The organism is Chitinophaga vietnamensis, assembly GCF_902167635.1.
Classification (GTDB): domain Bacteria; phylum Bacteroidota; class Bacteroidia; order Chitinophagales; family Chitinophagaceae; genus Chitinophaga; species Chitinophaga vietnamensis.
This window is the reverse complement of the sequence record NZ_CABHMS010000008.1, coordinates 252,740-278,495: the sequence shown is the minus strand read 5'-3', so window position 1 is coordinate 278,495 and position 25,756 is coordinate 252,740. Positions and strand designations below refer to the sequence as shown.

At 47.8% G+C, this 25,756-nt stretch carries 25 protein-coding genes; 10 read left to right on the top strand and 15 right to left on the bottom strand.

Going from position 1 to position 25,756, the window contains the following annotated elements; all coding sequences use genetic code 11:
• Nucleotides 1–4 precede the first annotated feature (4 nt).
• The 4 genes from FPG75_RS21475 to FPG75_RS21460 form a co-directional block, all read right to left on the bottom strand.
• Nucleotides 5–340, bottom strand: a complete 336-nt coding sequence (locus FPG75_RS21475) for a translation initiation factor (protein ID WP_143309784.1) — start codon at nucleotides 338–340, stop codon at nucleotides 5–7.
• Between the two features lie 18 nt (nucleotides 341–358).
• On the bottom strand, nucleotides 359–1,240 hold the full coding sequence (locus tag FPG75_RS21470; RefSeq protein ID WP_161596875.1) for a diacylglycerol/lipid kinase family protein: 882 nt from the start codon (nucleotides 1,238–1,240) through the stop codon (nucleotides 359–361).
• Nucleotides 1,241–1,249: 9 nt separating this feature from the next.
• Nucleotides 1,250–2,101, bottom strand: coding sequence for a carboxylating nicotinate-nucleotide diphosphorylase (gene nadC, locus FPG75_RS21465; RefSeq protein WP_143309780.1), 852 nt, complete (start codon nucleotides 2,099–2,101; stop codon nucleotides 1,250–1,252).
• Nucleotides 2,102–2,218: 117 nt separating this feature from the next.
• Complete coding sequence (locus FPG75_RS21460) at nucleotides 2,219–2,629, bottom strand: DUF4783 domain-containing protein (protein WP_143309778.1); 411 nt, start codon at nucleotides 2,627–2,629, stop codon at nucleotides 2,219–2,221.
• Between the two features lie 290 nt (nucleotides 2,630–2,919).
• Between FPG75_RS21460 and gpmI the strand changes: the two genes are divergently transcribed.
• From gpmI to uvrC, 3 genes are all read left to right on the top strand, one after another.
• Complete coding sequence (gene gpmI, locus FPG75_RS21455; RefSeq protein ID WP_143309776.1) at nucleotides 2,920–4,443, top strand: 2,3-bisphosphoglycerate-independent phosphoglycerate mutase; 1,524 nt, start codon at nucleotides 2,920–2,922, stop codon at nucleotides 4,441–4,443.
• 283 nt (nucleotides 4,444–4,726) lie between these two features.
• Nucleotides 4,727–5,302: a hypothetical protein gene (locus FPG75_RS21450; RefSeq protein ID WP_143309774.1), complete on the top strand. Its 576-nt coding sequence runs from the start codon at nucleotides 4,727–4,729 to the stop codon at nucleotides 5,300–5,302.
• A gap of 2 nt (nucleotides 5,303–5,304) precedes the next feature.
• The gene (gene uvrC / locus FPG75_RS21445; protein ID WP_143309921.1) at nucleotides 5,305–7,122 is read left to right on the top strand and encodes an excinuclease ABC subunit UvrC; all 1,818 of its coding nucleotides are present in this window, start codon (nucleotides 5,305–5,307) and stop codon (nucleotides 7,120–7,122) included.
• 9 nt (nucleotides 7,123–7,131) lie between these two features.
• Here uvrC and FPG75_RS21440 read toward each other — a convergent pair whose 3' ends face one another.
• The 9 genes from FPG75_RS21440 to FPG75_RS21400 all read right to left on the bottom strand — a co-directional run bounded on the left by FPG75_RS21440 (nucleotide 7,132) and on the right by FPG75_RS21400 (nucleotide 17,653).
• Nucleotides 7,132–7,722 carry a DinB family protein gene (locus FPG75_RS21440; RefSeq protein ID WP_143309772.1) on the bottom strand — a complete coding sequence of 197 codons (591 nt, stop codon included), beginning with the start codon at nucleotides 7,720–7,722 and terminating at the stop codon, nucleotides 7,132–7,134.
• 65 nt (nucleotides 7,723–7,787) lie between these two features.
• The gene (locus tag FPG75_RS21435) at nucleotides 7,788–8,363 is read right to left on the bottom strand and encodes a Crp/Fnr family transcriptional regulator (RefSeq protein WP_143309769.1); all 576 of its coding nucleotides are present in this window, start codon (nucleotides 8,361–8,363) and stop codon (nucleotides 7,788–7,790) included.
• A 75-nt stretch (nucleotides 8,364–8,438) separates the two neighbouring features.
• Nucleotides 8,439–9,254 carry a type IX secretion system ring subunit PorN/GldN gene (porN, locus tag FPG75_RS21430; RefSeq protein ID WP_143309767.1) on the bottom strand — a complete coding sequence of 272 codons (816 nt, stop codon included), beginning with the start codon at nucleotides 9,252–9,254 and terminating at the stop codon, nucleotides 8,439–8,441.
• A 230-nt stretch (nucleotides 9,255–9,484) separates the two neighbouring features.
• The gene (gene porM / locus FPG75_RS21425; RefSeq protein ID WP_143309765.1) at nucleotides 9,485–11,026 is read right to left on the bottom strand and encodes a type IX secretion system motor protein PorM/GldM; all 1,542 of its coding nucleotides are present in this window, start codon (nucleotides 11,024–11,026) and stop codon (nucleotides 9,485–9,487) included.
• A gap of 54 nt (nucleotides 11,027–11,080) precedes the next feature.
• Nucleotides 11,081–11,827 (bottom strand): type IX secretion system motor protein PorL/GldL, encoded by a 747-nt coding sequence (gene porL / locus FPG75_RS21420; RefSeq protein ID WP_143309763.1) that lies wholly within the window; start codon nucleotides 11,825–11,827, stop codon nucleotides 11,081–11,083.
• Nucleotides 11,828–11,971: 144 nt separating this feature from the next.
• Nucleotides 11,972–13,258 (bottom strand): T9SS ring complex lipoprotein PorK/GldK, encoded by a 1,287-nt coding sequence (gene porK / locus FPG75_RS21415; RefSeq protein WP_236652869.1) that lies wholly within the window; start codon nucleotides 13,256–13,258, stop codon nucleotides 11,972–11,974.
• A gap of 267 nt (nucleotides 13,259–13,525) precedes the next feature.
• A complete protein-coding gene (locus FPG75_RS21410) occupies nucleotides 13,526–15,571 on the bottom strand; it encodes a thioredoxin domain-containing protein (protein WP_143309761.1) in 2,046 nt (681 codons plus the stop codon).
• Between the two features lie 183 nt (nucleotides 15,572–15,754).
• The gene (locus FPG75_RS21405; RefSeq protein WP_143309759.1) at nucleotides 15,755–16,546 is read right to left on the bottom strand and encodes a uroporphyrinogen-III synthase; all 792 of its coding nucleotides are present in this window, start codon (nucleotides 16,544–16,546) and stop codon (nucleotides 15,755–15,757) included.
• Between the two features lie 36 nt (nucleotides 16,547–16,582).
• A complete protein-coding gene (locus FPG75_RS21400; RefSeq protein ID WP_143309757.1) occupies nucleotides 16,583–17,653 on the bottom strand; it encodes a DUF4271 domain-containing protein in 1,071 nt (356 codons plus the stop codon).
• Between the two features lie 106 nt (nucleotides 17,654–17,759).
• Here FPG75_RS21400 and hemW point away from each other — a divergent pair, with 106 nt between their 5' ends.
• On the top strand, nucleotides 17,760–18,884 hold the full coding sequence (hemW, locus tag FPG75_RS21395) for a radical SAM family heme chaperone HemW (protein WP_143309755.1): 1,125 nt from the start codon (nucleotides 17,760–17,762) through the stop codon (nucleotides 18,882–18,884).
• A gap of 58 nt (nucleotides 18,885–18,942) precedes the next feature.
• Here hemW and FPG75_RS21390 read toward each other — a convergent pair whose 3' ends face one another.
• Both FPG75_RS21390 and FPG75_RS21385 read right to left on the bottom strand, forming a co-directional pair.
• A complete protein-coding gene (locus tag FPG75_RS21390) occupies nucleotides 18,943–19,917 on the bottom strand; it encodes a deoxyhypusine synthase family protein (RefSeq protein ID WP_143309753.1) in 975 nt (324 codons plus the stop codon).
• 96 nt (nucleotides 19,918–20,013) lie between these two features.
• On the bottom strand, nucleotides 20,014–20,466 hold the full coding sequence (locus tag FPG75_RS21385) for a hypothetical protein (RefSeq protein WP_143309751.1): 453 nt from the start codon (nucleotides 20,464–20,466) through the stop codon (nucleotides 20,014–20,016).
• A 308-nt stretch (nucleotides 20,467–20,774) separates the two neighbouring features.
• Between FPG75_RS21385 and FPG75_RS21380 the strand changes: the two genes are divergently transcribed.
• The 6 genes from FPG75_RS21380 to FPG75_RS21355 all read left to right on the top strand — a co-directional run bounded on the left by FPG75_RS21380 (nucleotide 20,775) and on the right by FPG75_RS21355 (nucleotide 25,756).
• Nucleotides 20,775–21,368 (top strand): acyl carrier protein phosphodiesterase, encoded by a 594-nt coding sequence (locus tag FPG75_RS21380; RefSeq protein WP_143309749.1) that lies wholly within the window; start codon nucleotides 20,775–20,777, stop codon nucleotides 21,366–21,368.
• A gap of 96 nt (nucleotides 21,369–21,464) precedes the next feature.
• The gene (locus tag FPG75_RS21375) at nucleotides 21,465–22,070 is read left to right on the top strand and encodes a DUF2911 domain-containing protein (RefSeq protein WP_143309747.1); all 606 of its coding nucleotides are present in this window, start codon (nucleotides 21,465–21,467) and stop codon (nucleotides 22,068–22,070) included.
• Between the two features lie 297 nt (nucleotides 22,071–22,367).
• Nucleotides 22,368–23,507 carry a cystathionine gamma-synthase gene (locus FPG75_RS21370; protein ID WP_143309745.1) on the top strand — a complete coding sequence of 380 codons (1,140 nt, stop codon included), beginning with the start codon at nucleotides 22,368–22,370 and terminating at the stop codon, nucleotides 23,505–23,507.
• A 171-nt stretch (nucleotides 23,508–23,678) separates the two neighbouring features.
• On the top strand, nucleotides 23,679–24,452 hold the full coding sequence (locus tag FPG75_RS21365; RefSeq protein WP_143309744.1) for a TIGR02757 family protein: 774 nt from the start codon (nucleotides 23,679–23,681) through the stop codon (nucleotides 24,450–24,452).
• Nucleotides 24,453–24,470: 18 nt separating this feature from the next.
• A complete protein-coding gene (locus FPG75_RS21360; RefSeq protein ID WP_143309742.1) occupies nucleotides 24,471–25,412 on the top strand; it encodes a DUF6263 family protein in 942 nt (313 codons plus the stop codon).
• Nucleotides 25,412–25,756, top strand: coding sequence for a hypothetical protein (locus FPG75_RS21355; protein WP_143309740.1), 345 nt, complete (start codon nucleotides 25,412–25,414; stop codon nucleotides 25,754–25,756). Before FPG75_RS21360 ends, FPG75_RS21355 begins: the two co-directional genes overlap by 1 nt.

Here is a 25,756-nt window from a genome sequence, read left to right as displayed (position 1 = left end):
AATATTATTTCGTTTTTTTGTAGCCCCAGTCCAGCAACCACTTCACCACTTTCTCTTTATAATCGCCCTGGATCAGTATCTGGCCGTCTTTCACACTACCGCCGGTACCACATTTTGTTTTCAGTTCTTTACCCAGTTTTTCCAGGTCTTCTTCTTTACCAACAAAGCCATCGATCAGTGTTACTACTTTACCGGCGCGTTGCTTGGTATCCAGCTTTACCCTCAGCAGCTGTTCGGCCGGAGAGAGGGTGGCTACATCGTCTGTATGTGCTGGCTCGAACGAAAAGCTGGGATCCGTGGAATAAACGATCCCGTTGTTGTTCATCTTCTTCTTAGACATCTTACTACAATTGAAGGGTTAATTATTCACTACTACCCTGATAGCCTGTGGGTGTACCCGCAGGCGTACCACGCCATCTTCAGCGAGCGGCACCGCGTCGCCGTCCACCTGCAGGTATTGCAATGACGGGCTGCGGATGATGATCTCTTTGCCTGTGTAATGTTTCAGGTATCTTGTTTTATCAATATTACCCAATAAAGAGTAAATACTTACCGGGAGGAGGTGATAAAATTTGACGGGGGGCATAATGCAGAGATCCAGCAGGCCATCGAATACATTGGCGCCCGGCGCCAGTTTAAATTCATAACCAAACTGGTTGCCATTAGCTACCGTAAGCAGGAATGCTTTCTCCTGCAATGTTTTACCATCAATGCTGATGTTGAAATCCCCCGGCTGATAGGTATTGAAGCTTTTCAGTACCAGCTTGGCATAGCCGTAAAGCCCGCGTTTTTTGGTGTGCCGGAACTGGTCTGCTACCAGTGCATCGAAGCCTACGCCGGCATTGCTGAGGAAGAGGTTGTCGTTTGCGTAACCTACATCCACCGGGCGCTGGCGGTCGTCTACAATAAGGCGGAGCGCCTTGTCTACGTCCAGCGGTATTTTGAGTGCGCGTGCGAGGCCGTTGCCACTGCCCAGCGGCACGATAGCCATGGCCGTATTGCTGCCAACAAGGCCTTGCGCGATTTCATTGATAGAACCATCGCCGCCAACCGCTACCACGGTATGTACGCCATTACCTACCGCTTCGCGGGCCAGATCGGCGCCATGTCCAAGGTATTGGAGATGCGTGATGCTGACCTCATAACGGTCGGCAGGAAAATGCCGGCGGATAGCGCTATCCAGGCGCTTTTCACGGTCGGTGCCGGCTTTGCGGTTGATGATAAAGAGGATCTTCTTCAAAATAATGCGTTATATAATGATCGCTTTCAGGCTCAGGTCCAGGCTTACAGCGTGATGAATGATAGCGCCTACAGAGATAAAATCGACGCCGGTTTTTGCATACGCTTCGATGGTATCCAGCGTGATGCCGCCAGAGGCTTCGGTTTCGAGGCGTCCGTTGATGAGCGCCATCGCATCTGCTAATTGCTCCGGTGTGAAGTTGTCCAGCATGATACGGTCTACATGTCCTACTGCCAGCACCTCTTTCACATCTTCGAGGTTACGGGCTTCCACTTCTATTTTCAGCGGGAGATTACGTTCCTTCAAATACGCCACTGTTTTGGTAACGGCTGTGGTGATGCCGCCGGAAAAGTCGATGTGGTTATCTTTCAGCATCACCATATCGTATAATCCCATGCGGTGATTCACGCCACCGCCTATACGAACCGCTTCTTTTTCCAGCATCCTGAAGTTAGGAGTGGTTTTGCGGGTATCCAGCACGCGGGTATGATAGCCTTTGAGCTTTTCCACATATTGATGGGTGAGGGTGGCGATGCCGCTCATACGCTGCATGCAGTTGAGCACCAGTCTTTCGCCCATGAGGAGCGTATGGATGGCGGCTTCCACTTCAAAGGCCACTTCACCGGATTTCATGGATGCTCCATCTTGCTTGAAGGGCTTGAAAACGGTGTACATATCCAGCCATTTAAAGACCGCTTCCGCTACCTGCATGCCGGCAAGGATACCGTCTTCCTTGATCTTCAGGCGTGCCTGGCCTTTGGTGGTCGGTGGAATGCTGGCGAGCGTAGAGTGATCGCCGCTGCCTATATCTTCTGCCAGTGCGCTTCTGATGAATGCCTGGAGTGCTGCTTCTTCTAACATACCGAATGATTTTTTTATTCTCCCGGATGGGCTTACAGCCCGCGTGCAAAAATAAAAAGTGCCCCGCAATTAAATGCGGAGCACCAAGGTTTTTCAATTATTTTATGTTGTGTGTTTTTATTTGCTCTCAAACCTCAATTCGTTTAATACCATTGAAGCGCCTTTCTTCTGCAGAAAGAACGAGAGCCGGAAACTGCCGCCGGAAGTGGCCAGCGTGCCGATGCCAAATTTAGAGCCTTCGCCGCCCTGGTGTAAGAGTTCAAATGATTTCACCTGGTTTTTGGCGAAAAAATCTTTCAATATAATTTCTGCCTGTGCTTTGCTATAGGAATTAGATTTCCCAGAAATGTTTATTTCAACGGTATTGTCCAGGTAGCGGGATAAGCCGCTCACGTCTCCTTGCCTGATTGCTCCCACTACGTCATCAAACGGCCCTGCCAGTAAATTTTCCGATGAACCTGCCGAAAGCGCAAATGCCGAAATAAATCCTCCCAACAATATCCCCAGCACAATCAATAGCTTTCTCATTGTCAGTTATTTGATTAAAAATGTGAAAATTCCAACTCAAATTAAAAGCCAAAATTATGCCAAACGCACTGTAATTCAACAAAATCACATCATAGTGGTAGCAATGAATCTATAAATAATAACGGAGAGATAACATATATTTTCAAACAAATACAAGAGAGATTAAATGTGTATAATTAGCCTCATAACATCCCCTTTCTCCGAAGTCTCATTTTGCAAAATTTTTAGAAAGTATTTAGAGGCATAATAATTACTTTCACGTCCATAAATAACAACTAACCAGATTGGATATGGAAAAGAAAAGAGCCATTCTCGTAATTATGGATGGATGGGGCGAAGGCAAAGTTCCTGCAGCCGATGCGATTGCACACGCCAAAACACCGTTTGTGAGCGGCCTATACAAGCAATATCCGCATAGCCACCTGGTTACCTGCGGTGAGGCGGTAGGCCTGCCCGACGGGCAAATGGGCAATTCCGAAGTAGGTCACCTGAACATCGGCGCTGGCCGCATCGTATACCAGGAGCTGCAAAGAATCAACGTAGCCGCAAGAGATGGCGAACTGGCGAAAAACCAGGTGCTGCTCGATACCCTGGCCCATGCACGCAACAATAACAAAGCACTCCACCTCATAGGGCTTGTCAGCGATGGCGGCGTACACTCCCACATCAATCACCTGAAAGCATTGACACAGATCGCCAAAGACAATGGCGTAGAGCAACTGTTCATCCATGCCTTCACCGATGGCCGTGATACAGACCCGAAGGGCGGACTGGGATATCTTGAAGATCTCTCCGCGCACCTGCAAAAAACTACGGGTAAAATAGCCTCCATCACCGGCCGCTATTACGCCATGGACCGCGACAAACGCTGGGAACGTGTGAAGCTCGCCTACGATGCACTGGTAAATGGTATCGGTACCCCTACGCACGACCTGATCACCGCTGTGAAGGCCTCTTATGCCGAAGGCGTGACCGACGAATTTATCAAGCCCATCATCGCAGTGAATGAACAGAACCAGCCCCTTGCTACCATCCAGAACGGTGACGCAGTGCTCTGCTTCAATTTCCGTACAGACCGCTGCCGCGAAATCACGCAAGTGCTGACCCAGGAAGCATTTCCCGACTTCGGCATGCAGCCGCTGGACCTGTACTACACCACGATGACAGAATATGACAAAACTTATAAAAATGTTCATGTTATCTTTGAGAACGACAACCTGAACATGACCCTCGGCGAAGTGCTGGCGCAAGATGGTCTTAAACAGATCAGGATTGCCGAAACAGAAAAATACCCGCACGTATCCTTCTTCTTCTCCGGCGGCCGTGAGAAGGAGTTTGAGGGCGAACGCAGACTCATGGTGCCTTCTCCGAAAGTAGCCACCTATGACCTGCAACCGGAAATGAGCGCCAATGAAGTCACTGACACCATCGTTCCGGAAATTGAAAACAAAACCGCCGACTTCATCTGCCTCAATTTCGCCAATGCCGACATGGTGGGCCATACCGGCGTTTTTGAAGCAGCAGTGAAAGCGGTGGAAACAGTTGACCACTGCGTTGAACGCGTAGTGACTGCCGCCCTCAACAACGATTATACTATTTTCCTCACTGCTGATCACGGTAATGCAGATTTCATGATCAACAGCGATGGTACCCCCAATACCGCCCATACCCTCAACCTGGTGCCCCTCTTTATCATCAGTAAAGACTTCAAAGGCGCCGTGAAAGATGGCAAACTGGGTGATATCGCTCCTACCATCCTGCACTTCATGGGCCTGCCCGTTCCGAAGGAAATGACCGGTAATCTGCTCGTATAGCCGGTTATCATCAACATCTTCCACAAAAGCAGTAGACGGAAAATATTCTGTCTGCTGCTTTTTATCTTTATGTTAAAATAAAATGTTAAAACTGAACTTCTTTTTATTCAGACTGTAACATTTACACGCGGCCCGCGTTTAACAACCAATAAACCGATTTAGGTCTCAGTCGACAAGACTGATCTTTATATTTTTAGTGCTCTCGACAGATTTGCTCATGCATCGATGCGCCGTTTTTACGGCGCATTTTTTATGACCCATATTTAAGTATTAATTTTACGGAATGAAAAAATACCGCTACGCTTCGGTGATATTGACCATACTCAGCCTGATGGCCTGTCAGCCTGATACTAAAGGGATTAAACACCTCTCACAAGATAAGTACGAAAACCTGCCAGCCTATTTTACAGGGGAAAAACAACGCCTCCGCAATGCCGGCATCACCCTGCATAAAACAGTTACCATCAACGGCCAAACCGATACCGCCACCATCAACAGCAAGGATAGCAGCGCCCTGCAAGACCTCCTCAAGCCCTTCGCAGATATGGACCTTAACAAACCATCTCTCCGTGATGAATATGATAGCAACACCATGACCGACCAGTTTTCCGGTAACAAAACTGTTATCTATAAATCAAAAGGCAAACAAACCAACCCGGAAGAGATCATACTGGAGATTGATAGAAATGGTACCATCCAGCAAGTAAGCATACAATCCTACACCAGCAATATGGTGTATGAATTCAGGCAACAACTTACCTACCTGCGCGACCGCAGTATCCGGATCGCCAGCCATCAGAAGATCGCGTTCCTCGCACCTAAAGACCTGGAAATCACTGTAACTAAAAACCAGATGTGACCATGACAGGAGCGGAGTTTCAGCAGATATCACATACCATACCTGTAGAAGCAGGTATCTACAAATATTACGACGAAAAAGGCACCCTGCTATATGTGGGAAAAGCCAAAAGCCTGCGTAAACGTGTGAGTTCCTATTTTGTAAAGAACCACGACAACTACAAAACACGTAAGCTCGTTGAGCACATACATCATATCGAATTTACCATCGTAGATTCAGAGCAAGATGCATTTCTGCTGGAAAACTCGCTCATCAAGCAGTTCCAGCCGAGGTACAATATCAATCTGAAAGATGATAAGACGTATCCGTATATCGTGATCAAGAAAGAGCCCTTTCCACGGGTGTTTCTGACACGCAACATTGTGAAAGACGGTTCCGAGTACCTCGGGCCATTTACCTCCGTAGGCCGCGTGCGCGAGATATTGGAAGTAATCCGCTACAATATTCCGCTGCGCACCTGTACCCTGAACCTAACGGAGCAGAATATACGTAAAGGCAAGTTCAAAGTATGCCTGGAATACCACCTCGGCAATTGCAAAGGCCCTTGTGAAGGATTGCAAACAGAAGAAGATTATCGTGAAGGTCTGCAACAGGTGAAGAATGTACTGAAGGGGAATCTCGCGCCGGTGCTCAGTCTATTTAAAGAACAGATGCAGGCGCAGGCCGCCAATATGGAATTTGAAAAGGCCGAGATCACGCGTAAAAAGATCGAAAGCCTGAATGCATATTCCGCTAAATCCACCATCGTCAATACCCGCATGGGCAATGCCGATGTGTTCACCATCATCAGTGAAGGTAACCATGCCTATGTAAACTACCTGCGCATCCTCAATGGCACCATCGCCGACACCAAAACTGTTACGCTCGAAAAACAGTTGGAAGAAGGAGAAGAAGAAGTGCTCACCTATGCGATCGCCTACCTGAGAGACGTGTTCAAAAGTATTACCAACGAGATCATTGTTCCCTTTCCGGTGGAATATCCGGAAAGTAATGTCACCATTACCGTTCCTAAAGGCGGCGATAAAAAGAAGTTATTGGACCTCTCGGAAAAGAACGTGAACTACTTCAAAGAAGACCTCTACCGCAAAAAGATACTGCATCTTGAAGGCAAGAGCGACAGCGAACGTAAACAGGTGCTTTACCAGTTGCAAGCCGATCTTGAGTTGCCCGTGCTGCCTACGCATATCGAATGCTTCGATAACTCTAACTTCCAGGGCGCCTACCCTGTGGCTGCCTGCGTAGTGTTCAAAGACGGGGTAGCTTCTAAAAAAGATTATCGTCATTTCAATATCAAAACGGTACAGGGCATCAACGACTTCGCTTCCATGAAGGAGATTGTGTTCCGCCGCTACAACCGCCTGCTGGCCGAAGCGGAGCCATTGCCGCAGCTGGTGATCATCGATGGTGGTAAAGGCCAGCTTGGGGCCGCCATGGAAAGCATACGGGAGCTGAATCTTATTGGCAGCATGACCGTAGTAGGCCTGGCTAAAAATGAAGAAGAAATATTTTTCCCGGGAGATGCGGAAAGTATCAAACTGCCGTTTAACAGCGAAAGCCTCAAACTAATACGCCGCGTGCGCGATGAAGTGCACCGCTTTGGTATCACCTTCCACCGCCAGAAACGCAGCAAGGGCACTTTCAAAAATGAACTGGAGAGCATCAAAGGCATCGGGGAAAATACCGCCACGCAACTGCTGAAAACATATCGCTCCGTGAACAAAGTGAAAGCCTTATCGCAGGAAGACCTGACCAAAGAAGTAGGCGCTGCCAAGGCCAAGCTGATCTGGGAACATTTTCATGGCGGCAATAACGCGCAATAACGCTTACGGCTATACGCTAACGGTATGTTCGCTAGCCGCAGCAAGCGCTCTTTCCGCCTGTGCTACATGACGGCGGATATGCGCTGTCATAAACCCGAAGGTATCTCCTACCGACATCCGGATAAAACGCGAAAGGGTAGTAGCCACTTTAGACCGCATCAGGTTCACGCTGCCTGCCTTTACAAGCAAGGCTTCCATCTTCCGTTGCTGCTCGATAAACTCCGCCAGCACCGGCGCTACCGGCAGATTGAGTGCCGGGCGGTAGCCTCTGGGCGATTGCATTTTTGTAGCCGGCATTCCATTCTCCTGCGGCTGCATCATTTTGGTAAATTTGGCGCCCAGCCATCCGCTGCGGAACCGAGGAGTGGCCTTGTCGCCATTCTTTAGTGCTTGCTCTATCGCACGTTCCAAGGCTGGCAGGTAGTAGCGGCCATAAGTGTTGAGGTGTTCGAGACACTGGATAGCGCTCCATTTTCCGGGCGCTGGCGCCAGTTGCAAACTGGCATCATTTTTTCCGCTGAAACGCGTTTCCACGGCGGTTCTTACCTCTATAATCTGTTGGCGCAACTGTTGCAGAAATATATCGCTGTTAACCGGCATCTTGCTTTATTTCTCACAAAACTAAGCTGGTCATCAATAAAAAATCTTGGCGCAGATCAACATTTTTACAGCTTCACGGCGCCCAGTAATTTTGAAAAAGTAGCTGGGTCGATACCCAGATAAGAGGCGAGATATTTGTGCGGGATGATTTGCAGCACATGCGGGCTGCGGGTGAGCAGTATCCTGAACTTCTGTTCAGCACTGAAAGACAACAGTTCCCGATGCCGTTCCAGCACGCCATGGAGCGCAGCCACGGAGGCTAGTCTTACCCATCTTTCTATTAGCGTATAAGTATTGATCAACTCTTCAAAATTTGCGTACGACATACGCAGCATCCGGCTGTTGGTAAGCGTTTCCAGGCAATAAGGCGAAGGACATTGTAGTTGAAAAGAGTCCATTACGCCGGAGAAGGAGCCGGTATAGGAAAAGATGATGGTGGAATCTTTATCGCCTTCCAGGCAGAAAAGGCGCTGCACGCCTTCCAGCACAAAATAGATGTAACGCTCAATTTCGCCGGCAGGGGTGATCACCACTTTTCGTTTATACGTTACCGGTATCCAGGCAGCTGCAAATGCGTCCCATTCTGCCTGGGGCAAGGGCATGATGCGGAAAACGGCTTCTTTTAAAAGGTCGGTGGCCATACCGAAAGATAAAAAAAGAAAGGCAATCAGCGAACTGACTGCCTTCCTTATATGATCGGTTAGACCGTAGATAGATTAATACTGCCAGAGGTCCTGCTCTTTGTTGAAGATGCGGTCTTTGATGGCCTGGCCTTCCAGGAGACGCATTACGCCATCTTTGATGTAATCCTTGATCTCGCGGTTGTAGGTATTGTTTTCCTTGATCACGTAGCTGGTAAAGAAGCGCATCTCGAAGAGGTCTTCCCAACTCATAGTAGATGCGTCGTTGTTCTGGTTATACACGTCGTATTTGGCCAGTACAGGGCGCATATCAGGATAGTACACCCAGAACAGGGGGATGGAGGCGCGCACGCTGCCATCGTCGTTCATACGGGATACCATGGGTGCAATACCGAGGATGCGTACTTTCAGCGCAGATGCTTCTTTGTCGAATACCCATACTTCTTTGATCTTGTACTGTTTGATAGTACGGGGATCGAAGTCGTCGCGGGTGGTTACCATCTTTTCTTCGTTGGTAACCGGGTCGATGCTGCGTACGGTCCTTTCTTCGCCGCTGATCTTGTTAAGGATCTCGGAGTAGGGCATTACAGTGGTGAAGCGGTCATCGATAGGATTGAAGGCTTCCACCTCTTTGTTTTTGATTGCGGTGAGCAGAATATTGATGAACAGTTGGTTTGTGCCAGCCTCATCTTCCACGTTGTACTGGAAGGGGAGGTTCATTTTTTCCCTTACGTCGATTACCTGCCAGATACGTTTTTCCCAGAACCTGTCATCCTCACGGATGTAATCGTAGGTAATAGGTACGCGTTCTCTTGCAAGGTTCCTTTCCACCACGCCATCTACGCGCAATGATTTACGCGGGGTGTCGAAACGGAGCAGCGGTGATCCCATCGGGGCGTTGGGGGTAGGAGGGGCGGCAGGGGTGGCGCAACAGCATTTCCTGTAGCGGGATTTACTACCGCATTAGGATCCTGCTGAGTGGCTTGTGTAGCTGTTCTGCGGCGGGTAGTGCCTCCACGGCGCTGCGCCTCAGCAGCTGTTGCCAGCATTACCAGCAACAAAGTACACCAACCAATTCTGTTAAATATTACTGCACGCATAATTCAGTAATTTATGACCTGTTAGTTTAATTTAAATATTGTGCTAGGCATTGAACGTACCACGCCATCGGGTCCTTTTACTTTCACGTTTTCAATGTATACCTGGTCGCCCGGACGTAAGCCACGGATCGAAGCGGCAACGCTGGCAGGGAAGTAAGCGCTGTTGGCGTCGCCTTCCTGGTATTCGTGTCCTTTTGAATCTACGCCGATACGATAGCCTACCACTTCATATTTTACGCCTTCAAATTCGAAGTCTTCGAGATCAGCACGCAAGCCACCTTGTACTTTAAAGTCAGCTGCTTTCATGCTGCCGCCTTTGTTCATACCTACTTTCAGCACTGGATCTGGTACACGTTTTACACGGAACTCTTTCTGGCCCAGGGATTTGGTTTTGCCGTCGATGTTAGCTACTACGTTGATCACTGCTTTACCAGGCTGGCTAACAGTTACTTCATAGTTACCGGAGCCTTTTTTAGCGATGTTACCACCGCTGATAGAGGCAGATACTGCTTCAGCAGGTACGCCTGCGGCAGAAATGGATATCGGGTTTTTCAGGCCGATATACAATACGTTCATCTTGTCGGCAGAGATGGAGGTGGTTGAGGCACCTACATTATAAGTTTCGGAAAAGGGAAAGGACTCAGCAGGGCCGCCGGTAGGGCTAGGCAATGTAATAGTACCAGAGATCGTTTTTTCGCCGATGCCGGCAGCAGTGGCGGTAAAGGTACCCAGACCATCTTTCGCCTGAACAGATTGTCCGTTTACAGTGATGGTAGGATTTACAGTTGAACTGTAAGCGCCTACTGCGATTTGTGCAGTAACGGTTTGACCTTCCATCAGGTTTTTGGAGTTCAGTGAAATGAACGGTCTTACTTTATCAAATTTGAAAGACTGTGCATCGATCTGACGGAACAGATCATCAATAATGGCAGACTCGGAATTTTTAATATCATTCTGGAATTTACCCAGGATGGTTACGGCTGCGATTACAGGCACCATGTTAAAGTGGTAAGTAGACCAGCTTTTAGGAGCGCCAACTTCGCGGTCGGTAGCTGATTTGCCTACTTCTATTCTCAGTGGTAAAGTTTTTTCGAACTGATCTTTTTTCTTAGGATCTACGTAAGTCAATAATTGTGTACGGAGGTCTTTCAGTTTTTGCTCCAGTTCATCACCTTTCTTCATATTCTCCATTACGCGGGTAGGAGCATCGAGGCCGGCTTTATCTTTGATATCGCCGTCTTCTGTGCGACCGCCACTCTCCGTGATGATAAGATTTTTCAGATTTTCCACATAGTTATAAGCATCGGCAGAGATCTGTTTTACCTTTTCTGCTTTTGCCTTCAGTGGGCCTACTTTACCAGCATCATTCTTCATCTGTTCATTGAACTGATCATAGATGAACTGGTTCTTATCAGCCAGAGATTTGTTGGATGTATTGATAGAATTATTAACGATACTGAATGCATTCAATATTTCGGCAGAGACGTTCAACGCGAGCATGGCCGTCAAGACCAGATACATGATGTTGATCATCTTCTGCCTGGGATCTCTAGGTAGTGCCATAGTTTGTTTTCAGATTTAATGAATGTTTATTACTCAAAAACTAATAGCTATACCTTATCTGGTTCCGTGCATAGCGCTCAGCATGTTACCATAGATCGCGTTGAGGTTGCTGAGGTTTTTAGCCAGCAGGGAAATTTGTTCCTGTGTTTTCTTGGCGTCTTCGATGCTACCGCTCATTGCAGCAGAAGTGTTCTGCAGGTTGCTATAGAAGGTGTTCATGGCCTTCAGGTGGTTGTTAGTGTCCTGCAGTTCCAGTTCGTAGATGGCATTGAGGGAAGCCAGGTTTTTGGTCATGCCCTGCATCTGAACATGGAATTCTTTGGTAGATTCAGAAGCGCTGTTGAAAGAAGATACAGCGGAAGCGGCAGTAGTGTAAGCGTTGGCAACATTACCGATAGCGCTGGCAGCTTCTCTTGTTTTTTGTGTGTAGTCGCCGGTAGCAGCTACAACATCGCTGATGTCTCTCATTTTATCTACAGTAGTGCCTAATTTCTGGAAGTTCTCGCTCAGGCGCTGGAGATTAGCAGGAGTGATATCTGCTTCTTGCAGCATTTTGTCGAGACCAGCCACAGCAGGGCTACCCACAACTGCTACTGCACCGCCTTCTGCATGAGAGGCGCCGGAATCAGGTACGAAAGCATAAACAAAGAAGATGAGCGCCTCGGTGCTCAGACCTAAGATCAAAGCAATGTCAGCTCCGCGCCAGTGTTGCAGTTTGAATAATGCTCCAATAATTACAACAGAAGCCGCAATACATACGAAAAAGTTCAGCCATTTAGCTTTGTTAGGATTCATAGCCATAGGTTAAAATTTAATCTGGTTAAAGTGATTAGTGTTAAAGTACTGTATGGAATAGTTGTTACTCAACGATTTGCAGATAGTGTTCATCATATAAAAAGGTTTTTCTTGTTATATTAATTACTTGCTGATCTTCATTTGTTTAGTCTAGTGATGACCTATTCTTCTCTTACTCAAAGCAATCGTACATCTGAAGCCGATATAGGATTTCGAGCTATCCTGGTACTCGTATGACCTGGTACCTGTTTGCAGGAAATAACCGATATCTTTCCAGGAACCGCCTCTCACCGCCTTACGTTTCATTTTTGGTGGTGCATCATCCGGAACATCCATTCTCAGATAAGGGTTCATATCAGATGTAAATGAATAGGCATTTTCGTAGAAGATATCCTGCGTCCATTCGGCTACGTTACCGGCCATGCAATACAAGCCGTAATCGTTGGGCCAGTAAGCATCTGCACGTACCGTGTAGAAGCCGCCATCTTCAGGATAGTTACCGCGGCCGGGTTTAAAGTTGGCCAGCAAGCAACCTTTTTTGTTACGGATGTAGTAACCACCCCAAGGGTAAGGAGTTTGCTCCCTGCCGCCGCGCGCTGCATATTCCCATTGTGCTTCGGAAGGCAGCTGGAATTTATCTTCAGTGAACAACTTCTTGGAGTTGCGGTAGTCTTCCCAGAACTTACTTCTCCATTCGCAGAAGGCAGTGGCCTGGTGCCAGTTTACGCCTACTACAGGATAGTTGTCGAAGGCCGGATGCCAGAAGTACATACGGGTCATCGGCTCATTGTAAGCATATGAAAAGTCCCTGATCCAGCAGAGGGTATCCGGATAAATAGGTACATCCTTTTTAACGATGAACGTTGAACGGGGCTTACCAAAGTTCTCCCTCAACTTGGCCTTGTCCCAGTTGAAAGTTTCCTGGTGATAAATCAGTTTTCCCACGTCAATATCCTTTCTGCCGTACAAACGGTCAGCTTCGGCATATATCATGGCATCCAGTTTCTCAACGGTGCCTTTGTCGCGCCAGTTGATCTTCTGCTTCCAGTCAATAATATCATGACCATCATCCTGCTTAACATGGCCCAACAGGATATGCGCGATGGAGTCCTGCACCCACTGCACAAACTGACGGTACTCGTTATTGGTGATCTCCGTTGCATCCATATAGAAGCCGGAAATAGAGATCGCCTTGTTACGCGCAGTAAAGGCATAGTTCACATCCTCATCACTGGGCCCCATGTGAAAAGTTCCGGAAGGTACGTATACCATTCCATAAGGTACAGGAGGATAATACTTTGGCCTGGGGCTTACGCCAATTAGTTGCCCTTGTGCGTTCTTGGGGGTTTTACTACCGCCACAGCTGGCCAGCAGGGTAACCAGCAAAACTGCCAACAGACCTCTTGAAAAGTTAAGCTTCATAAGGGTAGCTTTCATCAGAATATGTTTTTCTATTAACCAGCCAGGTGTTTTGCCAGCATGAAGGAAACACGTTTCTCATATTATCACCCGCTTTGTTTATATGAAAGATAGCAAATGTAATAATTAATTTTAATCCGTAGTTACTTTTTACCCAACTTTTTCAATTCCTCATACCACCAGCAGGTAACTAATTTAAACGTATTTTTTAACATTTTATTATATAAGAGGAATAACATTTATCTATATCACCTCCACCCTTATAGGCTGCAAGTTACATAAATATTATATTAAATTAATTATTTCTTCTATATAAAATACTGGTTTAATACAATGATAATCTTTACATAAGTACACCAGAGTATCCCCCTCCCGCGCACGGTCTGCCAACAATGGAATATCACTGACATCTTTTTCTGCACCTACCAAAATTCTGAAAGGCAGGAACCATTTTCCCGCTTCATTCATCCGAAGTAAAAAATCTTTTCCAACTACGGCTATCTCCGGCGTTCCTTTCACCAGCTGCAATAACTGTTGCGCCCACACGCCGAAAGAAGTTGGATAACGCACCACCGTTTGCGCCAGGCTGGAAACTGCACCCACAGCCATATCCGCCCATTGCCTGTTATCAAAAACAACAGAAAGATACCAAAGGTTCTGCGCCATAATCGCATTGCCGCTAGGTACGGCGCCGTCATAAATTTCTTTTTTTCTTACGATCACATCAGATTGCGTATCTGTTGTATAGTAGAAGAAATGGCCACTATCATCCATAAAATGTTCGATCACATAGGCCGTAATATCTTTTGCGGTATACAGATAGGTGGTGTTGCCCGTAATTTCCTGCAGCGCGATCAGCGCCCTTATCAGGCAGGCATAATCATCCAGAAAAGCTGGATACCTGGCCTGGCCATTCTTCCAGGTATGATAAAACGCTGCGCCCTGGCCATTTTCACGGAAATGCTGCAAGCAAAATTCTATATTTCGTATAGCCATTTCGCGGTAGTGCCCGTCGCCGAGCGCCGCAAAGGCCTTACAACAGGCATGCACCATCAGCGCATTCCAGCCGAGTAATACCTTATCGTCCAAACCCGGCCTGATACGTTGATTACGCACAGCCAGCAATTTTTCACGACAATTGCGCAACGTAGCGCCCAGCACCGCAGGATCGTAATTTTTCGCAGCGGCAAACTGCACCAAGGGTTGTTGAACCCAGAGGATATTTGTTTCTTCCCAGTTGCCATGCTCGCTCACATCATAATACTCACAGAAAACAGCGGCCTGCTCGCCGAGAATATGTTGTATCTCTGCTTTACTCCAGACATAGAACTTTCCTTCTACTCCTTCAGAGTCCGCATCCAGCGCGGCGTAGAAGCCTCCTTCCGGCGCCGTCATTTCACGGCTGATGAAGGCAAGCGTATCCCGCAGCGTTTGCGCATATGTTTCATTGCGCGTTAGTTGATAGGCATCGCAGAGGGTATCTATCAGCAGCGCATTGTCGTACAACATTTTTTCAAAGTGAGGCGCCAGCCATTTCTCATCCGTGGAATAACGCGCAAAGCCGCCACCCAATTGATCATAGAGGCCTCCCTGTAACATTTTGTCGAGCGATAACAAGGCCTGCTGCAAGGCTTCCGGTTTTCCATACGCATGATGGTATCTCAACAAATAAGCGATGGTAAACGTTTGCGGAAATTTGGGCGCACGGCCGAAACCGCCCCATTCCCTATCTGCCTGCTGCAATATATTGTCACAGATCGTATCGCATTGCGCTTTGGTAAAAAGCTCTTCCAGCGGCACTTTCAGGTTGATGCCTGCTTGCATGCCGAACTGGCTCGACTGATGAATATGTTGTGTAAGATTATCCGCCTGCGTTTCTATTTCATCACGCCGCTTGCGGAAGGCATCTGCGAGCGACAGCAGCACATCCGTCCAGGATGGCCTGTTGTACAGCTGTTTGGGCGGAAAGTAAGTGCCTCCGTAGAACGGCTTCCTGCCAGGTGTCAGGAACACATTGAGCGGCCATCCTCCTGCGCCGGTCATCGCCTGTACCGCATCCATGTAGATGTGATCCAGGTCCGGACGCTCTTCACGGTCTATCTTGATATTCACAAAATGTTCGTTCATGATACGCGCGGTAGCTTCGTTCTCAAAGCTTTCGCGCTCCATTACGTGACACCAGTGACAAGCCGCATAGCCGATGCTCACCAGGATTGGTTTATCTTCCTGCTGCGCTTTCTGCAAAGCCTCTTCCCCCCAGGGATACCACTCCACCGGGTTGTGTGCGTGCTGCAACAAATAAGGACTTGTTTCGCCGATTAGCTTGTTCATGGCTCCCCTTGATGTTAGACCGGAATAGAAAGATTGGTAATAAATCTGTTACAAAGAAATTTATTTTTCGGAATTTCCCCGAATTATTTTTGGATGATCTTCGTTGATGCGTTCAGGTTGCAGGAAAAAAACAGGGATGACCTGATGCCATCCCTGGTAATAATTTGTAGCGTTATAACGCGCTTATTTCTTGTTGGCCGAGGCAAGATACTGTTCCAGCGCGGCCACCATAGAGGGCGCCTGTGGCGCAGGAGCTTTTACATCCAGTCTTAATCCGGCTTCTTCAACGGCTGCTGAGGTAGTAGGACCGAAAGCACCGATTCGTGTACCATTCTGTTCGAATGCCGGCACGTTCTCAAATAATGATTTCACACCGGACGGACTGAAGAACACGATCATGTCGTAAGCATGCTTTGACAACACTTCCTTTACATCGTTAGAAACCGTTTTGTAAAGGGTTGCGGTCGCATATTCACATTTGTTCGCCTTCAACCACTCTTCAATATCCTTTTTCTGGCTGTCAGAGCTGGGAAACAGGAATTTCTCATTATCACGGTGCTTGTTCATCACTTCCAGTACACCCTTGGTAGATCCGTCTGCTCCATAAAACACCTTCCTTTTACGGTAGAGGATGAATTTCTGGAGATACAGTGCCACGGCTTCTGTAATACAAAAGTATTTGCAATCCTGCGACACTTTAATCTTCATTTCTTCACAGATCCGGAAAAAGTGATCCACCGCGTTACGACTGGTAAAAATTACCGCAGTGTAGTTCAGGATGTCAATTTTCTGTTTCCTGAACTCCTTTGCAGGCAAGCCTTCCACCCTTATGAACGGGAAAAAATCCAACTTTACATTGAACTTCTTTGCCAGATCGAAATAAGGAGACTTTTCTGTTTCAGGCTTAGGTTGAGAAATTAGGATTGACTGAATTTGTTTACCTTGCAAATCTTTTTTTGGCCCGCCTTTTATCATACTTTTTTAAGCTCTTGTGTTAACAATAGGCGGTAATCAGGGATTACCAGTTAACCAGATATTCAGGAGCACCTTCGTTAGTATTAATACCGGCGCTACCTCGAATGCGCAAAGGTAAAGAAAAAAATGCAATTTACTGAAAGATAGGTATTGCCTTACCAATGAATATGATCTTATATACCGGTAAACAATCAATAATATAATAAAAAAGATAGAAATATAAAGAAAAGTTCTGGCTATTTCCGGCTTGCAGAAGGCCATGATCACCAGGAAAGGCACCAGTAACACACCCAATATTTTGTTGATCAGGTACAAAATAAAAATGTAAGCATCCGCCAGCTCCACATTGCCGAAGAGCCAGCCACAAAAACGCAGCATCACATATTTAATTCCATAAACGATCGCTACCAACGCCACCAGGCCCGGGATCAGCAGCCATGGCTCCGCCTGCGGAAACACCTGCTGCCGGTACAATACCAGGTAGAGATATAATCCCAATGCAATGGAAAAGAAAATATTCAGCAATAAATTCGGAAACGGCGATTGCGACAGCTGATCTTTCAACTGGCGCTGACTCAGAGTAGGATTGAAGAACGCGCGGAAGAGGTCAGAGAAATATTTCCGGTAAGACAAACGTACTACGCTCAATACCAGCAATACGCCGCCCATCAGGTACACCAACCAATCCATATCCCGGTAAGGCCGCATGGGATTGGTGTCGTAAAACACCGGGCGACCGGGCTTCAGCAATATGTTTTCTCCTTCAATTTTTTTCAGGTAGATATCATAGGCAGATACCGCCTTGGGCTTGGGAGCCGCTGCCAGCGTGGTATCGCTGCGATGCGTAGTATCAACAGGCGTAATGGCTGTTTTCTTTAATGCAGCCGTATCGCGCCTGATCGCATGTTGTTTTAATGAATCTGTTTTGAGCCTCACTGGCCGGGGCTTCGGGCGGGTACTATCCGATGCATGACGGGTAACAACCGGCTTTTTAGGAGCCGCAGGCTTTTTCACAGCGCCTGAATCCACAGTTTGTGCTGCCAGCGGCAGATAGCTCAATATGAATAAAAACAATAACCAGTTGCGCACCAGGAAATATATTTTCAATGATTTTATAAACGGCTTTTCAATATAACGCTTCCCTGCTCAGATAACAAAACGGAAACGTAATTTTGATGCTTGCAAAGATATTAAAATAGTCCATAGTTGACCGATGGCCGGTATTTATCTACATATTCCTTTTTGCAGGCAAGCCTGCTATTACTGCAACTTCCATTTCTCGACTTCACTGGCGCAGAAAAGTGCGCTGGTAGCGGGTTTGCTGCAGGAGATCGACTTACAGCGGGACTATCTCCAGGGAGAAACCGTGCAAACCATTTACTTCGGCGGCGGCACGCCCAGCCTGTTAAGCGAGGAAGAACTACATTCCTTGTTAGCAGCCCTGCACCAGACCTTTCCGGTAGCGGCCGATGCGGAAATCACGCTGGAGGCCAACCCCGATGATCTCGATATGCCCAAACTGCAAATGCTGAAAGCCGCCGGCATCAACCGGCTCAGCATCGGCGTGCAGTCATTCCATGAAACAGATCTCCGCTGGATGAACCGTGCGCACAACAGCCTGCAGGCGCTGGAATGCATTACCAATGCGCAATCCGCGGGTTTCAACAATATCACCATCGACCTGATCTACGGCGGGCCTACCCTCAGCGACGAAGGCTGGGAACAGAATATAAAGCAGGCCATCGCACTGGGTATCCCTCACTTGTCGTGCTATGCGCTCACAGTGGAACCCGGTACCGCGCTGGATCATTTTATTCAGAAGAAAAAGATGGCGCCCACGGATGCCGACAAGGCCGCCCGTCATTTTGAGCAGCTGATGCAATGGCTGGAAGCGGCCGGTTATGAGCATTATGAAATTTCCAACTTTGCTTTGCCGGGATGGCATTCGCGGCATAACAGCAGTTACTGGCAAGGCAAGTCCTACCTGGGTTTGGGGCCGTCGGCACATTCCTTCAACGGCCATTCGCGGCAGTGGAATGTGGCCAACAATGCACAGTACATCAAGAGTATACAGGCGGGCGCCGTACCTTTTGAGCTGGAATCGCTCACTACCGATATGGTGTTTAATGAATACATCATGACTTCATTGCGCACCGCCGCAGGCTGTAACCTGGAATGGGTGGCTGAAAAATTTGACGCTGCTTATGCAGAAAAATTAATGCAGGAAAGCAGGCAGTTCATGGCCAAAGGATGGATGGTGCAGGAAGGCCCTGTACTGCGCCTCACCAAGGCGGGCAGGTTATTTGCAGATGGTATCGCAGCTGATCTCTTCCACTGAAAATAAAAAAGTCGCTCTACGACCGCAGAACGACTTCTTTCTGAAAAAAATATTGGTACTACCAGCCAAGGATATACGCAAATATCAGCGGCGCTACAATGGTAGCATCTGACTCTACGATAAACTTGGGTGTATGGATATCCAGTTTGCCCCAGGTGATTTTTTCGTTGGGAACAGCGCCGGAATAAGATCCATAGGAAGTAGTGGAATCGGATATCTGGCAGAAATAGCTCCAGAAAGGCACATCAGTCCATTCCAGATCCTGGTACATCATCGGTACCACGCAGATCGGGAAGTCGCCCGCAATACCGCCACCGATCTGGAAGAAGCCAACGCCTTTACCAGCGGAGTTTTTACGGTACCAGTCAGACAGGAAGACCATGTATTCGATACCACTCTTCATGGTAGAAGTTTTCAGATCACCTTTGATGCAGTAGGAAGCAAAGATATTTCCCATGGTGCTGTCTTCCCATCCTGGAACGATGATAGGAATGTTCTTTTCAGCGGCAGCGAGCATCCAGCTGTTCTTTGGATCGATCTCGTAGCTTTCTTTCATTACGCCGCTGAGGAGCAGCTTGTACATGAATTCGTGCGGGAAATAGCGCTCACCTTTTGTGTCGGCGTCTTTCCATATTTTGTAGATATGTTGCTGGATGCGGCGGAAGGCCTCTTCTTCAGGGATACAGGTATCTGTAACGCGGTTGAAGCCTTGTTCCAGCAGGTCCCATTCTTCCTGTGGGCTCAGATCGCGGTAGTTAGGCACTCTTTTGTAGTGTGTGTGCGCTACCAGGTTCATGATGTCCTCTTCCAGGTTTGCACCGGTGCAGGAAATGATATCCACTTTACCCTGACGGATCATTTCAGCGAAAGAAATGCCCAGCTCGGCCGTACTCATGGCGCCGGCCAGCGTCACCATCATTTTGCCACCTTCCAGCAAATGTGTTTCATATCCTTTGGCAGCATCCACTAATGCAGCAGCATTAAAGTGGCGGTAATGGTGCTGGATAAATTGAGAAACAGGTCCCTTATTCATGTCATTTAATCATTTATACATTAACAGCCTGGCTTATAAAGCCTTAACAGGGGGCAAAGTTAAGATAAATTTGCACCGGGGACCACTACAAAATTGTTATGCTTTCTTCAGGCGGCTGAACTGCTTGAGGTTACCGGCAGTATCGGCTCTCAGTACGGTCCAGTATTGGTCATCTACCAGGGTGATCATGTATACTACATTGGTACCGGAGGTATATTCCACTACGCAGTAAACATTGTTGTCCGGATATTTCTTCATCATGCTGTTGATCACCTGCAATGGCAGATTTTCCTGTTGGATATAGCGGCTGGTGGCCAGCAGATCGCCGTTGGTGTCGAAGAAGGCCGTTACCTTGTTATTGCTGATGGTGAATTTGGCGGTGAAGGTCTTGTTATCTTCAGTATACCATTTCACATCTTTAGCGCCGGTGAATGACTCATCGAAAGCTGCTTTGATCTTATAACTTACAGTGGTTTCATAAGCTTCTGCAAAAAGGGTGGAAGCACTCAGCATGACAGCTGCAACTACTAATAAAAAAAACTTTTTCATGGCGGTCAATTTTTATCGGGGGTGAATAAAATTTTTACTTTGATACCCCAAAGCTAGCACCATGTGGGCCTGATGGTCAAGGCATTATTTACTGATGGGCTATCATGATAATTTAACGTATCCGATATCGGACGTCCGCCCCGCCAATAGCGGACATACGGCCATGCAGACCTTTAGCAGTAACGTTTTTGGCACTAGTTTGCCAATGTTGCATCGGTCGACGTTAAGGTTTTGTTAAATAGGATGAAAATTGAGGGGTTGGCGGATGATCGTTATTTTTGTCATGCAACAGACCTATAGCGCATTTCATGAATCATTTGGCACATGCATATCTCTCTTTCCGTGAACCGGAGTTAATCGTCGGCAACCTGATCGCCGACTTTGTAAAAGGTAAAAAGCAGCTCGAGGCACAGCCGCCTGGCATCCGCCGGGGCATCATCATTCACCGCGCTATCGACACCTTTACTGACCAGCACCCGGTAACCGCGCAGGCCAAGCAGTATTTCAAACCGGCCGCAGGGCTTTACAGCGGCGTATTTACGGATCTGGTCTTCGATCATTTCCTTGCCTGTGATACCAGCCGTTTTACTAATGAAGCATTATTTTCGTTTGCCCGTTACGTTTATAAGCAGGTGAATGAGCAGCAGGAGCACTTGCCGCCGGCGTTCCTCGACATGTTTCATTACATGCAGCAGTTCAACTGGTTGTATAATTATCATACGGTGGAGGGCATTGGCCGCAGTATCCGCGGAGTAGCCAGCAGGGCGCATTATCTCAAATCTTCACCGGAGCTGATATTCGCCGTATTCATGGAGCATTATGCCGCTTTACAGGAATGCTATCAGGCTTTTTTCCCGGAACTGGAAGCCTATACAAAAACACTGTTGACCGAAAACCGCTAACAGCTTGTTAAAAGCCGGTTATCTTCTTTCAGTATTGCACAAAAATGGGTAGGTTTGAGCCTCAATTATCATATCTAAGCAAAAAGAAAAAACGGAATGAAAAAAGCACTGTTAGCAGCCTTTGTAATGGGTATCGTAAGCCTGAGCGCAGTAGCGCAAGATAAAAAGCTCCCGCCGCTGGATGCGAGCCCCATGGATATGGCCTACTATCCTGTAATGTATCCATACGTTGTAAAAGTGAAAGGTGAACCTGCCGGACCGCTGGTGGCCCGTGTGATCTACAGCCGCCCGCAAACCAAAGGCAGGCAGATCTTCGGTAACCTGGAAGAATATGGCAAAATATGGCGCCTGGGCGCCAACGAGGCCACTGAAATAGAATTTTTCAGACCGGTGATCATCGGCGGCAAGAGCATCGCCAAAGGCCGCTATACGATGTATGCCATCCCCACTGAAAAAATATGGACCATTATCATCAACCGCGAAACAGATATCTGGGGCGCTTTCAAATACGATCAGGACAAAGACGTGGTAAGAGTACCGCTGCCGGTGATAGCGCTGGATTCGCCAGTGGAAGCCTTCACAATGGTGTTTGAAAAAGCAGAAACAGGAGCCAACCTGATCATCGCCTGGGATAAGGTAAGCGTGAACCTGCCAGTGAAATGGTCGGAAGGCGCTACCGCTCAAAAGACTAAAAAGAAGTAAAATAAAAAAGGCGGTAGGAATACCGCCTTAAAAATTTTAACCATATCCTATGAAAAACCTCAACGAATGTAACGCGATTATGCATTCCCCTCAGCCAGGATTTGGTGAACGATATAAAAATGTTCGTGAGCGTAATAAATAATACGATAATATTATAATATTAGCTAAAATGGACAAGTGAATTTATCAAGATATCTTCCTGTTGAAAGTCCTGCCAACAATCCGTCTTCTCCTGAATCTTAAATCTGGGTATATTTGACAACCACCAGAAATTATTCATTTTAAAATATTTAAGACATGAAGCTGGGAACCAAACTCATACACGCAGGTGTAGCTCCCGATCCGTCCACAGGCGCCATCATGACGCCCATCTTCCAAACCTCTACCTATGTGCAATCTGCCCCCGGGCAGCACAAAGGTTATGAATATGCACGCACCCAGAACCCTACCCGCGACGCCTTGCAAAGCGCCCTGGCAGCCATCGAGAACGGTACGCATGGCATCTCGTTCGGTAGTGGTCTTGCCGCCACCGACGCTGTGCTAAAACTGCTCAATCCTGGCGATGAAGTGATCGCTACCAATGATTTATACGGTGGCACCTACCGCATCTTCACTAAAATATTTGAACGCTACGGCATTAAATTCACCTTCATCGGTATGCAGGATGCCCGGAACATTGAAGCACATATCACTGCTAAAACAAAGCTGATATGGATCGAGACACCGACCAACCCCCTGCTTAATATTATTGACATTGCCGCCTGCGCGCAGATCGCCCGCAACCATGAACTGATACTGGCGGTAGACAATACTTTTGCTTCGCCTTACCTGCAAAACCCGCTGGACCTCGGTGCGGATATCGTTGTACATTCCGCCACCAAATATCTCGGTGGCCATAGTGATGTGGTGCATGGCGCGGTGATCGTAAAAAACGAGGAGCTGGCCCAGCGCCTTTATTTCATACAGAACAGCTGCGGCGCCGTTCCGGGGCCACAGGACTGCTTCCTGGTGCTGCGCGGTATCAAAACACTGCATGTGCGTATGCAGCGTCACTGCGAAAATGGGGTAGTGGTCGCCAATTTCCTGCGTAATCATCCGAAAGTGGATAAAGTATACTGGTGCGGCTTCAGCGACCATCCTAACCATGATATTGCGAGACAACAGATGCGCGGCTTCGGCGGCATGATGTCGTTTACGCTGAAAGACGATAACCTGGAAGCAGCCAACCGCGTGCTTAGCAGCACACACCTGTTTTCACTCGCGGAATCACTCGGTGGCGTGGAATCCCTCATCGGCCACCCGGCCAGCATGACGCATGCTTCCATCCCGCGTGAAGAGCGCATCAAGAACGGCCTGGCCGATTCACTCATCCGCCTGAGCGTAGGCATCGAAGATGCAGACGACCTCGTGGAAGACCTTCGCAAAGCGATCGGGTAAAGACTATAAAATACCTCGCGGTAACGAATTATCTTTACTGCCTAAACCATATCCACAGCCTGTAAGGCGCTGTACATGGGGATACTCCCTGTATACTCCCTGTATGCTCCCTGTATACTCCCAGTATACTCCATGTACAGCCCGGCTGTTTGTGATACATGTGATAACTGTATGAAGATCCAGCAACTCAAGGATTTTTTGGATGCAAAAGCGGATTATTACGATCATCCCGATTTTATCGCTAACGATCCGATATCAATTCCGCACCGATTCAGCCTGTTACAGGATGTAGAGATCGCAGGGCTCTTCGCCGCCGTGCTGGCATGGGGCAATCGTACCAGTATCATCAAAAAATGCACGGAGCTGATGAACAGGATGGACAATGCACCTTATGACTACATCCGGCACCATGAGCCAAGGGAACGAATGAAGCTGATGGACTTCTGCCACCGTACATTCAATGGCCTCGACCTGCTGTATTTCGTGGAGTTCCTGCAACATTACTACAGCAACGTGACATCGCTGGAATTTGCCTTCAGCAGCCATCTCGGGCCGAAAGACGAGAACGTGGAAAAAGCATTGCTGGGCTTTCACAAAGTATTCTTTGCCCTCGAACATCCAGAACGTACCCGCAAACATCTTTCTACCCCTGCAAAAAATTCTGCCTGCAAAAGACTGAACATGTACCTGCGGTGGATGGTGAGGAAAGACGAAAATGGCGTGGATTTTGGATTGTGGGAGCACATCTCTCCCGCACAATTGATTTGCCCGGTAGACGTTCATGTAAGCAGGGTAGCCGCCCGGCTCGGACTGATCCAGGATGCCAAGGCCGACTGGAAAACCGCGGTGGCACTCACCCACCAGCTAAAACAGCTGGACCCTGAAGATCCCGCCAAATACGACTTTGCACTGTTTGGCCTCGGTGTGATCGAAAAATATGTTTGACAACAATAAATAGCAGAAATGAAAAAATTATTGGGACTGACGATCATGATGATGACGCTCGCATTCACCGCCAGCGCGCAGGAATATGTAGCCCTCGATTACCGCTTTGAAAAAGGCCAACTGTTTGAATTGGAGCAGAAAAGCCGCAGCGAAACCTACATGACAGTGAACGATATCGTGCAACGCACCACCCGCGACTATAACAACGTTATCGCCATAGAAGTCACTTCCATAGAACCCGGCAAAGTATTGCTTACCTTCCGTTACAAAGACCTCAAGTTCAACTTCAACGCCAAGAACCAAAACATTTTCGTAGACGCGAAAGTGACCAATGATAAAGAACCTTTCCAGGCAGGCCTCAAGAAAATGCTGGACCAGCCTTTCACCGTGGAAATCACCAGCACCGGTATCATCAACAAAGTAGATGGCCTGGACAATATCCTCAGCAATGCTGAAAATGCCTTCAGCAGCCTTAAAAGCGACGAACAGGAAGCATATAAAAAACTGATGACCGACCAGTTTGGTACCAGCGCATTCCGCGGATGGCTGGAACAATTGCTGATCATGTATCCGGCTCATGGCATCAAAACCGGTACCCAATGGGAAGAGAATATCCCGATGCGCGGCGGCCTCATAGGCAGCATTGACCTGTACTGGAACCTGCAGACCTGGGATTCACAAACCGCCAAAATAGGCGGCGCCGCCAAAATAAAAACGGATAAGGTGCAGGAGATCACCCTGGAAGATGATATCAAGGCTACTGCCGAGATCAGCGGCACTACACAATCCAACTACCTCATTAACCGCAGCAGCGGCCTGCCCAGCATTTGTGTGCAGAATACCGACATGAACGGACAATATACCTATAAAGCCAACAAGGCCAAAGGTTTCAAACGCGATCTCAAAGTGCCGGTGAAAGTAGTAACCAACGCCTCTTACAAAATCAAACAAATGAAATAATGACTTCCTTCCCTGCACAATATCTCAATGAAACTGCCACCTGGGCCGCACAGACCTTTGAAGTACGTATACCCGGCGCCGTGAGTTATGAAGCATTGGAAGAAGCGCTCGCAACAAGGCTGGAAATGCTGATCAGCAAAGACTTCCAGCATTTCGTCTACCTGCTTTACCGCATTGACATCTCTGAAAAGAAGATCCGGCAGCTACTGGAAGATGCGGCAGCAGTAAATGCCAGCCCATACCGCGCTATTGCTGCGATGATCATTGAACGACAACTACAAAAGATTGAATCCAGGGCTGCATTCAGGAATCGCCAGCCCGACGATGACGAAGAAAAATGGTGA

What these genes read in the sequence shown, in the direction of transcription:
- FPG75_RS21475 (WP_143309784.1), bottom strand. Translation starts at nt 340, where the DNA reads ATGTCTAAGAAGAAGATGAACAACAACGGGATCGTTTATTCCACGGAT.
- nadC (WP_143309780.1), bottom strand. Translation starts at nt 2,101, where the DNA reads ATGTTAGAAGAAGCAGCACTCCAGGCATTCATCAGAAGCGCACTGGCA.
- FPG75_RS21460 (WP_143309778.1), bottom strand. Translation starts at nt 2,629, where the DNA reads ATGAGAAAGCTATTGATTGTGCTGGGGATATTGTTGGGAGGATTTATT.
- gpmI (WP_143309776.1), top strand. Translation starts at nt 2,920, where the DNA reads ATGGAAAAGAAAAGAGCCATTCTCGTAATTATGGATGGATGGGGCGAA.
- FPG75_RS21450 (WP_143309774.1), top strand. Translation starts at nt 4,727, where the DNA reads ATGAAAAAATACCGCTACGCTTCGGTGATATTGACCATACTCAGCCTG.
- uvrC (WP_143309921.1), top strand. Translation starts at nt 5,305, where the DNA reads ATGACAGGAGCGGAGTTTCAGCAGATATCACATACCATACCTGTAGAA.
- FPG75_RS21440 (WP_143309772.1), bottom strand. Translation starts at nt 7,722, where the DNA reads ATGCCGGTTAACAGCGATATATTTCTGCAACAGTTGCGCCAACAGATT.
- FPG75_RS21435 (WP_143309769.1), bottom strand. Translation starts at nt 8,363, where the DNA reads ATGGCCACCGACCTTTTAAAAGAAGCCGTTTTCCGCATCATGCCCTTG.
- porN (WP_143309767.1), bottom strand. Translation starts at nt 9,254, where the DNA reads ATGGGATCACCGCTGCTCCGTTTCGACACCCCGCGTAAATCATTGCGC.
- porM (WP_143309765.1), bottom strand. Translation starts at nt 11,026, where the DNA reads ATGGCACTACCTAGAGATCCCAGGCAGAAGATGATCAACATCATGTAT.
- porL (WP_143309763.1), bottom strand. Translation starts at nt 11,827, where the DNA reads ATGGCTATGAATCCTAACAAAGCTAAATGGCTGAACTTTTTCGTATGT.
- porK (WP_236652869.1), bottom strand. Translation starts at nt 13,258, where the DNA reads ATGAAAGCTACCCTTATGAAGCTTAACTTTTCAAGAGGTCTGTTGGCA.
- FPG75_RS21410 (WP_143309761.1), bottom strand. Translation starts at nt 15,571, where the DNA reads ATGAACAAGCTAATCGGCGAAACAAGTCCTTATTTGTTGCAGCACGCA.
- FPG75_RS21405 (WP_143309759.1), bottom strand. Translation starts at nt 16,546, where the DNA reads ATGATAAAAGGCGGGCCAAAAAAAGATTTGCAAGGTAAACAAATTCAG.
- hemW (WP_143309755.1), top strand. Translation starts at nt 17,760, where the DNA reads ATGGCCGGTATTTATCTACATATTCCTTTTTGCAGGCAAGCCTGCTAT.
- FPG75_RS21390 (WP_143309753.1), bottom strand. Translation starts at nt 19,917, where the DNA reads ATGAATAAGGGACCTGTTTCTCAATTTATCCAGCACCATTACCGCCAC.
- FPG75_RS21385 (WP_143309751.1), bottom strand. Translation starts at nt 20,466, where the DNA reads ATGAAAAAGTTTTTTTTATTAGTAGTTGCAGCTGTCATGCTGAGTGCT.
- FPG75_RS21380 (WP_143309749.1), top strand. Translation starts at nt 20,775, where the DNA reads ATGAATCATTTGGCACATGCATATCTCTCTTTCCGTGAACCGGAGTTA.
- FPG75_RS21375 (WP_143309747.1), top strand. Translation starts at nt 21,465, where the DNA reads ATGAAAAAAGCACTGTTAGCAGCCTTTGTAATGGGTATCGTAAGCCTG.
- FPG75_RS21370 (WP_143309745.1), top strand. Translation starts at nt 22,368, where the DNA reads ATGAAGCTGGGAACCAAACTCATACACGCAGGTGTAGCTCCCGATCCG.
- FPG75_RS21365 (WP_143309744.1), top strand. Translation starts at nt 23,679, where the DNA reads ATGAAGATCCAGCAACTCAAGGATTTTTTGGATGCAAAAGCGGATTAT.
- FPG75_RS21360 (WP_143309742.1), top strand. Translation starts at nt 24,471, where the DNA reads ATGAAAAAATTATTGGGACTGACGATCATGATGATGACGCTCGCATTC.
- FPG75_RS21355 (WP_143309740.1), top strand. Translation starts at nt 25,412, where the DNA reads ATGACTTCCTTCCCTGCACAATATCTCAATGAAACTGCCACCTGGGCC.